The following is a 10530-nucleotide window of genomic DNA, read 5'->3' on the forward strand; positions in this document are numbered from 1 at the left end:
AAGGCTTGCCCATCCATGCTGGCCTCCGCCCAGCCAGCATGGTGAATCAAAAACGACCTGATTTGGGAATCCCAAATCGATTCAAGCTAACTTCATCCCGCTTTAGATTTCTACCGAGTGCAATGTGCCGCTCCGATCCACCGGAGCGGCGAGCTCTTCATTGAGCGGAGTACAACTGATATGGACGGACGAGCGCTCGATAGCTCGGTCTGGCAGGCGCCGGGCATTGAAGCGGAAAATTTTGCACGAACCGTCGTCAACTGGTCGATCACCATCAACGTGATCATGTCGATGGGAACGTTCCACGCCGCGCTGCTTCCAGCCGGGGTGACGATGGTGCAGCAGGTCGTCGCCCTCATGATGTGGGGCGTGCTGATCTATGCGAGCCTGTTCATCCGTCCCCGCCTGCGGCTCGCCTTCAATCTCGACACGCTGGTGATCGTCGCATTCTATGCGTTCGCCACGATTTCGGTATTCTGGACCGATTTGGACGTCTCCGCCCTGATGAAGGCCGCCGCGCTTGCGATCACGACGTTCGGCGCGTTCTGCATGATCACCCGCGTCGGCCTCGACGATATCGTGAAGTCGACCACCCGCGGCCTCTTCGTCCTGATCGCCGGCTCGGCGTTTTGTGCGGTGATCCTCCCCGACATCGGCGTGGACCAGACCTGGATGCACAATGGGCAATGGCAGGGCGTCTTCGAATCGAAGCAGACGCTGGGCTTCGCCGGGGCCTATCTGATGTTCTTTGCCTGCTATCGAAAGGTAACCGGACAGGGATGGCTGCCGTTTCTCGTGACCTTTGCGCTCGCTTCGACCTGCGTGATCTTTTCGGAGTCACGCGGCGCCGGCGCCTTGTCGCTGGTCGCCTGCGCGCTGCTGCTGAGCTCCCTGTGGTCGGTCAGGTGCATGCAGGTCTATGCGATGCTGCCGTGTGCGATGTGCATCGTGGCCGCATTGCTGATGCTGTACTTCTACACGACCGGCTACGATTCGATTCATGTCTTCGACACGACGATCAATTTCACCGAGCGGACCTTCATCTGGCAGTACGCCATCAGCCATTTCGACGACGCGCCGCTGTTCGGATTTGGCATCAACGGGTTCTGGACTAGGCCCGAGATCTACGATTATTTCAACCAGAATCACGGCTGGGTGCTCGACAACTACCATAACGGCTATATCGCCATTCTGGTCGAGACCGGGTTCATCGGCTATTTCCTGTTCACGGCGAGCGTCTTTCTGTTCTCCTACAAGATGCTCTGCCTGATCGCAGGGCGCGCGATCGACCGCCTGCATTGTGCGCTGATCATCGGGTTCGTCTTCCTCAACTGCCAGACCAATTTTACCGAGACGGTCTTCCTTCGCTCGACGATGTTCACATCGGTGCTGTTGATCGCCTTCTTCCTCGCCGTGTGCCGGTCGTTGCCGTCGTCGCGCGTGCAGCTGTACGAGTTGGAGCGGTCATGAGAGCGGTTCGATTGCTTCTGCAAGGAGCCATCCACCTGCTGCTGGCGGCGGCGCTGTTCGCCGTGCCGATCTCGCCGGCGGGGGCGGCTGGGCAGGCGGCGTCTCCGAACGTCGCGCCGCTGGGGCGCGGCATCAATATTCTCGGCTATGACGGCATCTGGGAAGGTTATCAGAACGCGCCGTTCCGTCTGGAAAACCTCGCCGCCATTCGCAAGGCCGGCTTCGCGCACGTCCGGATCAACTTCTTCGGCTTCAGGCACATGGATTCCGGCAACATGCTGGATGAAGCCGTGTTGCGGCGCCTCGATGCCGTGATCGAGCAGGTTCTGGCGCACAGGCTGATCCCGATCCTCGATGAGCACGACACCGATCTCTGCCAGCGCGACGTGCCGGAATGCACCGCCAAGCTCAAGGCGTTCTGGCGTCAGGTCTCCTCGCGCTACGCGGGCAAGTATCCCGCGCTGGTGTTCGAGATCCTGAACGAGCCCGGCGGGAACATGACATCGGCCGAGTGGAATGCGCTGCTCGGTGAATGCCTGGCCATCGTCAGGGACACCAATCCGAAGCGCAATGTCGTGGTCGCGATCCTGAACACCGACGAGCTGCCGGTCGACGCGCTGACGCTGCCGGCCGGCGACCGGAACCTGATCGTCACATTTCACTATTACCTGCCGCTGCAATTCACCCATCAAGGTGCGCCGTGGTCGGCGACGTTCTCGAAGATTGGCCCGTTGAACTGGGGCTCTGCGGAGGACGAGGCGAAGGCCGCCGCCGATTTCGACAAGATCCGCGCCTGGGCGGAGCAGGAGAAGCGCCCGATCTATCTCGGCGAGTTCGGCGTCTATGAGCGCGCGCCGGCGGAGAGCCGGGCGAGGTACCTGTCGTTCATGACGAGGAGCGCGGAACGGAACGGATGGGCATGGGCCTATTGGCAATTCGATCACGATTTCGCGGCCTTCGACGGCGCGCGGCAGCGCTGGAACGGAGATATCCTCCGCGCGATCATTGCTCCGGCCCGCTGAGGCTGTCGCTCGCGCCGCATTCGTTCGGCGTGCCAGCCCTGTCCAAGCGTTGCCTTGCCTAACAAGACCGGAGGAATCATACTCGCTCCGGCGAGACGGAATGGGAACTGACAGCGTTGCCGGACATTGCGAGCAGGGAATTCGATGTCAAGCGCGCAGCCTTTGCCGCGACCATCGGCAACATGCTGGAGTTCTACGACTTCATCACCTACAGCTTCTTTGCGACCGAGATCGGGCACACGTTCTTTCCCGCGCAAAGCGAGTATGGCAGCCTGATGCTGTCGCTTGCGACCTTCGGCGCCGGTTTCCTGACGCGCCCCATTGGCGGCATCGTGCTCGGCATCTTCTCCGACCGGGTCGGCCGCCGGCCGGCGATGCTGCTGAGCTTCGCGCTGATGGGGGGCGCGATCCTGACCATCGCGCTGACGCCGTCCTATGCAGCCATCGGCATCGTGGCGCCTGTTATCGTGATCCTGGCGCGGATGGTGCAGGGATTTGCGCTCGGCGGCGAAGTTGGGCCGACCACGGCCTATCTCATCGAGATCGCAGCGCCCCGGAACCGCGGCCTCGTGGTGGCGTGGCAGCCTGCGAGCCAGGAGGTCGCGGCGACGGTCGGCGCCCTTGTCGGCGTCATCCTGAGCAGCACGATGGCGCCCGACATGCTGCAGGCTTACGGATGGCGGGTCGCTTTCCTGCTCGGGGCGGTCTGTCTGCCGTTCGGCATCTGGATGCGCCGCACGCTGCCGGAAACGGTCTCGCGTGGCGAGCACGTTGCCAGGCAGGTCGAAAGCTCAAGCCATCTCGCGCTGGCGCGCCGGCACCTTCGCGTGATCGTGCTGGCCGTGATGATCCTGGCCAGCGGCACGATCTCGACCTATGTGACGCAATACATGACGACCTATGCCAAGAACACGCTGCATGTGTCGCCGTCGCTGGCGTTCACCGTGTCGCTGGTGAGCAACGGGCTTCAGATCATCGGCGCGGTGCTGGGCGGCTGGCTCGCCGACCGGCTGGGCCGCAAGCCGATCATGATCTGGCCGCAGCTGGTCGTGCTGGTGCTGACCTATCCGGCCTTCCTGTGGATCGTCCGGGATCCCGGCGCGTGGTCGCTGCTGTTCGGCTTCGGCATCCTGTCATTTATCGGATCGCTGCCGTTCACGGCGTTCTATGCCGCCTTCACCGAAGCGCTGCCGCAGAACATTCGCGGCGGCGTATTCGCCACGATCTACGCGGTCGCGATCGCGACGTTCGGCGGCACCGCGCAGCTCGTGGTCACGTGGCTGCTGCACGTGACCGGAGATCCGCTGGCGCCGTCCTGGTATCTCTTGCTCGCGGCCGCGGTCGGCATCGTGGCGATGAGCCTGATGCCCGAGACCGCGCCGGTGAAGGTCGGCGAAAAATAGCGCTAGCGGTCGACGCTCAATCCATGTCGCGGAAGGCGTGGCCGTTGGCCTCGATCTCCTTCACCAGCTGCGCCGGCAGATTGGCTTGACCGAAGGTGCCGTCGAACACCCAGTCCTTGGCATCGGCGAGATCGGGAATACCGGCGCCCTTAAGAACATAGAGGCCAACCGACGCCTTCTTCGGGTTGATGTAGAGATCGTAGTCCATTGCGCGCCTCCTCCCGTTGAAGTTCAACGGAAGCTCCGAGCAATCGCCGGAGCTTCCCGGATGAGTGAACGCCGATAGGGCTAAGCGCGTTTCTTCGCCTCCGGCGCCAGCACCACCGACGCTTCGCTCGTCAGCATCAGGAACGTGATGGTCTCCTGGAAGTAGAGCTGGACCGATGTCGCCGAGTGGCTGAGATAGCCGATCGACAGATCCTGGCCGATCGAGAGCTGGAAATCGCCGCCGCGGGTGGTGAGCAGGACGCCGCCCTCGATCGCGGGGGCCCAGACGATCTTGCCGTCGATCAGGCGCTGGATGTGCTGCAGCACCGGATAGCCGTCGTCGGTCGCGCCGCCGATCGCGGTGTAAGGCTCGGTGCCCAGCAGCAGCGTGTAGGGGCCGTTGACGCCGGCGAGCCGCAACTGGCTCACCGCCTGCGCGACCACGGCAGGGTAGTTCTTGATGCTCGGCGGCAGCGTCAGCACCGGGTTGCTGGTGCCCTGACGGATGCCCTGAATGCCGGCGGCGGTGTAGCCGTCGAACACCGCGCGATCCTCGGCGAAGGCGATCTTCCGCGCCGCCTGCTTGAGCGGATCCCAGTCGGAATCATTCGCGCCGCGCTCGACATCGTCGATCGCCTGGCGCGACAGCTCGAACGGTACGCGCAGCTCGACGAGCGCGCGAACATCGCGCTGCGTCGCCTCGACCCCGTCGCCGGGCGTCGCAATCTTCTTCAGATGACCGGTGCCGACCGCGGAGAAATCCGTTCCCTTCGGACCGTCGACATCGACGACACGGCGCGCCGCCAGATGGCGCTTCAACGTGCGCGAGGCTTCCTCTTCGATCTGGGCCCATGCCGCGTCCGAGATGGGGGCGAGTCCCCGATGAAGATTATTCATGTCCAGCGTCTCCTTTCAGTGAGCCGATCCCGAGTGAGCCGTCGGACGGCTGTATTCCCGATGCAGATGTCTCGTCGGCCCCGGCATCATCCAGTGACGGTTCAGCGGGCGCGGCTGCAGGCGCCTCGCTGGTGACGTCCTCCAGGAAGGTCGCCGACGGAACGAAGTACAGCGTGCCGGTCACGGCGCGGCTGAAGTCGAGCAGGCGGTCGTAATTGCCCGGCGGCTTGCCGATGAACATGTTCTCCAGCATCTGCTCGATCCGGTGCGGGGATTTGGCGTAGCCGATGAAATAGGTGCCGAATTCGCCCTTGCTGACGCTGCCGAACGGCATGTTGTCGCGAACGATGTCGAGCTCCTCGCCGTTCTCGACAATCGTCGTCAGGGCGTTGTGCGCGTAGCTCGGCTTCACCGCATCGTCGAGCTCGATGTCGGACAGCTTGGTGCGGCCGATGATCTTCTCCTGCATCTCGACCGGCAGTTCGTTCCACTTCTTCAGGTCGTGCAGGTATTTCTGCACGATCACATAGCTGCCGCCGGCGAACGCCGCGTCCTCGTCGCCGATGATCGTGGCCCCCAGCGCCGCCTGATCCTGCGGGTTCTCCGTGCCGTCGACAAAGCCGAGCAGGTCGCGCTCGTCGAAATACTTGAAGCCATGCACCTCGTCCGACGTGGCAACGGCATCGCCGAGCCGTGACATGATCTGCGTCGCGAGCTCAAAGCACAGATCCATCGGCACGGCGCGGATGTGAAACAGCAGGTCGCCAGGTGTCGCAACCGCGTGGTGAACCCCGTTGATCTCGCGGAACGGGTGCAAGCCTTGCGGCTTGGGCACGCCGAACAGCCGGTCCCACGCATCGGAGCCGATGCCCATGACGCAGGACAACCTGCCCTCGAGATCGCGGAAGCCGACGGCGCGCACCAGCGCGGCCACGTCGGCGCAGAGCGACCGCACCACGGTATCGTATTCGGGATTTGGCTTGATCGTGACCGCAAGGAAGATGGCCGCGCGCGTCAGCTTCGCAGCGACCGGTTGCGGAACGGCTGATGGCACGCAGGTCTCCTTGACTGAAGCGGCACTTCGGACGACGGCAAAAGGCTTGAACTGGACGCCGGATCGACGTCCAGGGAGGGGCAGAGGAGCATGCCATCGGACCCTTTACAAGGGTTCGAATGGCCCACTCTATTGCAGAGGCGCCTGCCTCAATCGATGGGCTTTCCGGACTTCTCCTCCTCGAGGGTCACCGCAATGGCGGCGTTGGCGGACAGCCGCACCTTGGAGCCTTCGACACCGGCGACGAAGCCGAGCTCGACATAATGGTGGTGGCCCTTGTGGAAGCCGTCGCTCTCGCTCTTCTTGAGCTTGATGCGGTTGCCTTCGACGTGATCGACGGTGCCGACATGCACGCCGTCGGCGCCGATGACCTCCATGTTGGCCTTGATGTTCTGCTGCGTCATGGCACTCTCCCTGGTTGCAGGTCAGCTTGCATATTCGGCTTGCATATGATGCCGGCAGACGACGCGGCGATGACGGCGCGTCGTTGGCAGTACGTGCGGCTTGCCTCACACCGGCTCGAATTCGTCTGCCGCCGCGTTCTCCGGCTTCTTGCCGTTGAAGGTGAGGCCGGCCTTGGTCGCGGAGAGCTTGACCTGCGAGCCGTCGCGCACATCGCCGGAAAGAATCATCTCGGCTAGCGGATCCTGCACGCTGCGCTGGATCACCCGCTTCAGCGGGCGAGCGCCATAGGCTGGATCCCAGCCTTTCTCGGCCAGCCAGTCGCGTGCCTTCGGGTCGAGCTCGAGATCGATCTTGCGATCCTCGAGTAGCCTGCGCAGCCGCGCGAACTGGATCTCGACGATCCGGCCCATGTCGCTCTTCTGCAGCCGGTGGAACAGGATGATCTCGTCGATGCGGTTGAGGAACTCGGGGCGGAAATGCGCCCGCACCATGTTCATCACCTGCACGCGCACCGCGCTGGTGCTCTGCCCCTCCGGCTGGTTGACGAGGTATTCGGCGCCGATGTTCGAGGTCATGATGATCAGCGTATTGCGGAAATCCACGGTGCGGCCCTGGCCGTCGGTAAGACGGCCGTCGTCGAGCACCTGCAGCAGCACGTTGAAGACATCGGGGTGCGCCTTCTCGATCTCGTCGAACAGCACGACCTGGTAGGGCCGCCGTCGCACCGCTTCGGTCAGGGCGCCGCCCTCGTCATAGCCAACATAGCCGGGCGGCGCACCGATCAGCCGCGACACCGAGTGCTTCTCCATGTATTCGGACATGTCGAGGCGGATCATCGCGGTCTCGTCGTCGAACAGATATTCGGCGAGCGCTTTTGCCAGCTCGGTCTTGCCGACACCGGTTGGTCCTAAGAACATGAACGAACCGATCGGCCGGTTCGGGTCCTGCAGGCCGGCGCGGGCGCGGCGCACCGCGGTCGACACCGCACGCACGGCTTCGGCCTGGCCGACGACGCGCTTGCCGAGCATCTCCTCCATGCGCAGCAGCTTGTCCTTCTCGCCCTCGAGCATCTTGTCGACCGGCACGCCAGTCCAGCGCGACACCACAGCCGCGATATTGTCGGCGGTCACGGTCTCGCTGGCGGACGAGGTCTCGCTGGCCTCGACAGCGGCAAGCTTCTTCTCGAGCTCGGGAATGCGGCCATAGGCGAGCTCGCCCGCCTTCTGGAATTCGCCCTTGCGCTGCGCATTGGCGAGTTCGGTGCGCAATTGCTCGAGCTCGCCCTTCATCTTCTGCGCGTCGGAGAGCTTGCTTTTCTCCGAGCGCCATCGCGACGTCATGTCCGCCGATTTCTTCTCGAGGTCGACGAGATCCTTCTCGAGCGTTTGCAGTCGGCTCTTGGAGCCGAGATCGGTCTCTTTCTTGAGCGCCTCCTGCTCGATCTTGAGCCGGATGATCTCGCGGTCGAGCGAGTCGAGTTCCTCAGGCTTGGAATCGACCTGCATCTTCAGCCGCGCCGCCGCCTCGTCCATCAGGTCGATCGCCTTGTCGGGCAGGAAACGGTCGGTGATGTAGCGGTTGGACAGCGTGGCCGCAGCGACCAGCGCCGAGTCCGCGATCCGCACGCCGTGATGCTGCTCGTATTTGTCCTTCAGGCCGCGCAGGATCGAGATGGTGTCCTCGACCGTAGGCTCGGACACGAACACCGGCTGGAAGCGCCGGGCCAGCGCCGGATCCTTCTCGACATGCTTGCGATATTCATCGAGCGTGGTGGCGCCGATGCAATGCAGCTCGCCGCGGGCGAGCGCGGGCTTCAGCAGGTTTGATGCATCCATCGCGCCGTCGCCCTTGCCGGCGCCGATCAACGTGTGCATCTCGTCGATGAACAGGATGATGCCGCCCTCGGCTGATGTCACCTCCTGCAGCACCGCCTTGAGCCGCTCCTCGAACTCGCCGCGATACTTTGCACCCGCAATCAGCGCGCCGAGGTCGAGCCCGAGCAGCGCCTTGTCCTGCAGGCTTTCCGGCACGTCGCCATTGACGATGCGTAGCGCGAGGCCCTCGACGATCGCGGTCTTGCCGACGCCGGGCTCGCCGATCAGAACTGGATTGTTCTTGGTGCGGCGCGACAGCACCTGGATGGTGCGGCGAATCTCCTCGTCGCGGCCGATCACCGGATCGAGCTTGCCGTCGCGCGCCGCCTGGGTGAGGTCGCGGGCGTATTTCTTCAGCGCGTCGTAGGCGTTCTCGGCCGATGCGCTGTCGGCGGTGCGGCCCTTGCGCAGCGCGTTGATCGCCGCATTCAGGTTCTGCGGATTGACGCCACCCTTGGCGAGCAGCTTGCCGGCGTCGCTGTCCTTGTCGGCGGCGAGGGCCTGCAGCAGGCGTTCGACCGAAACAAAACTGTCGCCGGCCTTGTCGGCGGCCTGTTCCGCCGCGGCGAAGGCGCGCGCGGTCTCCGGTGCCAGATAGATTTGTCCGGAGCCGCCACCGCTGACCTTCGCCACCTTCGCCAGCGCCTCTTCGGTGGCCTTGAGGATCGCGCGCGAGTTGCCGCCGGCCCGGTCGATCAAGCCGGCCGCGAGGCCTTCGGGGTCGTCGAGCAGCACCTTGAGGATGTGGAGCGTCGAGAATTGCTGGTGCCCCTCGCGCATCGCGAGCGATTGTGCCGACTGAATGAAGCCGCGGACGCGATCGGTATATTTTTCAATATTCATCGTGGCACCTCAAGGCGGCACTGGCTCGTCGAGATCAGGTATGCCATGCATTGCCGCCGGCGACAGATGGCGGAACGATGACATCCATCATGCGGCAGCCCAGTACATTTGCGCCGGCGGAAAGCCGCGGACCTGAGGCTGCTGCGGCTGGCATCGTGTGGTCGTTTCAGGGGTGTGTCAATCGCGGAGCCGGCCGTTGGCACTCACCCGGAGGTACTGCTACGGGATGTGCCGGCGCGCATCGCGCCGATGGTGGCTGGCCGACCGCCTCGGCAAACTCAGCAGCTCGACGCGCCCAATTCATTGCAATCGTACGAACGCCAAAATCATATTCGTGACACGTTTTGGAAAAGCGATGATCTCGCTCGCGGTGAAGTGCACGCGATGATGCCGTCGAGCGTCGCGATGTTCCATTGAATCGCGCAACGATGAGTCAATGCACACTCTGAACCCGCGATGAATGGCTGCGTGATGTGTTTCGAGCTGTTTCAGGCTGGTGTAAGGTCAAGGCGCTAGCGATGAAGTGTGTCGGTGCGTTGCCGATGCACGGAACTTTTGTTCCGGTTCTCACGTTGAACAGACGTGCTCATCGAAGAGGCTCCCAATGACCACTCGTCTTCTATCGACCGTGTCGTGTGCAGCGATTGCCGCGGCGCTGTTCTATGTCTCCGCCGTGCCAGCAATCGCACAGGATGCGGCATGCGCGCCGGTCTCTGCTGTCGACTCTCCGCCGCCGCCGTTGCCGACCTACGATCAGCCGCCGGTGCCTGGGCCCGGTTACATGTGGTCACCGGGCAATTGGTCGTGGGACGATGATCGCGGCGATTATTACTGGGTGCCGGGCACCTGGGTGCAGCCGCCGCGCGTCGGGCTGCTGTGGACTCCCGGCTATTGGGGCGCGTTCGGCGGCGGCTTCATTTTCCATCAGGGCTATTGGGGTGATCGCGTCGGCTTCTACGGCGGCATCAATTACGGCTTCGGCTACGGCGGTTCGGGCTATGAAGGCGGCCGCTGGGATCACGGCAACTTCTTCTACAATCGCACCGTGAACAATCTGCAGGGTGCGCAGATCAACAACGTCTACGAGAAGAACGTCACCATCAACCAGGCCACCGTCAACAACGTCAGCTACAATGGCGGCACCGGCGGCATCGAGGCGCGGCCGACTGCTGCCGATCGCGCGGTCGCCAAGGAGCAGCATTTCGCGGCGACGCCGTTGCAGCGCAAGCAGGTCGAGACCGCAAGCCAGGATCCGAGCCTGTTCAAGCGCGCCAACAATGGTGTGCCCGCCGTCGGCGCGACCGCGCGTCCCGGCGAGTTGAAGGGACCGGGCGTGGTCCGCGCGCGTCCGGCCG

9 protein-coding genes are annotated in these 10530 nt (G+C 63.6%); 4 read left to right on the forward strand and 5 right to left on the reverse strand.

What is annotated here, in order from left to right; translation table 11 throughout:
- The first annotated feature begins 180 nt into the window (after window positions 1-180).
- The 3 genes from AC628_RS37670 to AC628_RS37680 all read left to right on the forward strand — a co-directional run bounded on the left by AC628_RS37670 (window position 181) and on the right by AC628_RS37680 (window position 3895).
- Window positions 181-1470: an O-antigen ligase family protein gene (locus AC628_RS37670; RefSeq protein WP_074131711.1), complete on the forward strand. Its 1290-nt coding sequence runs from the start codon at window positions 181-183 to the stop codon at window positions 1468-1470.
- Window positions 1467-2492 (forward strand): glycoside hydrolase family 5 protein, encoded by a 1026-nt coding sequence (locus tag AC628_RS37675; protein WP_074131712.1) that lies wholly within the window; start codon window positions 1467-1469, stop codon window positions 2490-2492. The genes AC628_RS37670 and AC628_RS37675 overlap by 4 nt, the downstream gene beginning before the upstream one ends.
- 116 nt (window positions 2493-2608) lie before the next feature.
- A complete protein-coding gene (locus AC628_RS37680; protein ID WP_074131713.1) occupies window positions 2609-3895 on the forward strand; it encodes an MFS transporter in 1287 nt (428 codons plus the stop codon).
- A gap of 16 nt (window positions 3896-3911) precedes the next feature.
- Here AC628_RS37680 and AC628_RS37685 read toward each other — a convergent pair whose 3' ends face one another.
- The 5 genes from AC628_RS37685 to clpB all read right to left on the reverse strand — a co-directional run bounded on the left by AC628_RS37685 (window position 3912) and on the right by clpB (window position 9175).
- Window positions 3912-4103, reverse strand: coding sequence for a hypothetical protein (locus AC628_RS37685; protein ID WP_074131714.1), 192 nt, complete (start codon window positions 4101-4103; stop codon window positions 3912-3914).
- An 80-nt stretch (window positions 4104-4183) separates the two neighbouring features.
- Window positions 4184-4999, reverse strand: a complete 816-nt coding sequence (locus tag AC628_RS37690) for a family 1 encapsulin nanocompartment shell protein (protein ID WP_074131715.1) — start codon at window positions 4997-4999, stop codon at window positions 4184-4186.
- Window positions 4992-6053 carry a Dyp-type peroxidase gene (locus AC628_RS37695; protein WP_074131716.1) on the reverse strand — a complete coding sequence of 354 codons (1062 nt, stop codon included), beginning with the start codon at window positions 6051-6053 and terminating at the stop codon, window positions 4992-4994. Before AC628_RS37695 ends, AC628_RS37690 begins: the two co-directional genes overlap by 8 nt.
- A 149-nt stretch (window positions 6054-6202) precedes the next feature.
- Window positions 6203-6457, reverse strand: a complete 255-nt coding sequence (locus AC628_RS37700; protein ID WP_074131717.1) for a DUF2171 domain-containing protein — start codon at window positions 6455-6457, stop codon at window positions 6203-6205.
- A gap of 105 nt (window positions 6458-6562) precedes the next feature.
- A complete protein-coding gene (gene clpB / locus AC628_RS37705; protein ID WP_074131718.1) occupies window positions 6563-9175 on the reverse strand; it encodes an ATP-dependent chaperone ClpB in 2613 nt (870 codons plus the stop codon).
- Window positions 9176-9779: 604 nt separating this feature from the next.
- Here clpB and AC628_RS37710 point away from each other — a divergent pair.
- On the forward strand, window positions 9780-10530 hold a 751-nt coding region (locus tag AC628_RS37710), incomplete at its 3' end, for a YXWGXW repeat-containing protein (protein ID WP_168193528.1).

Source organism: Bradyrhizobium sp. NAS96.2, from assembly GCF_001908235.1.
GTDB lineage: Bacteria > Pseudomonadota > Alphaproteobacteria > Rhizobiales > Xanthobacteraceae > Bradyrhizobium.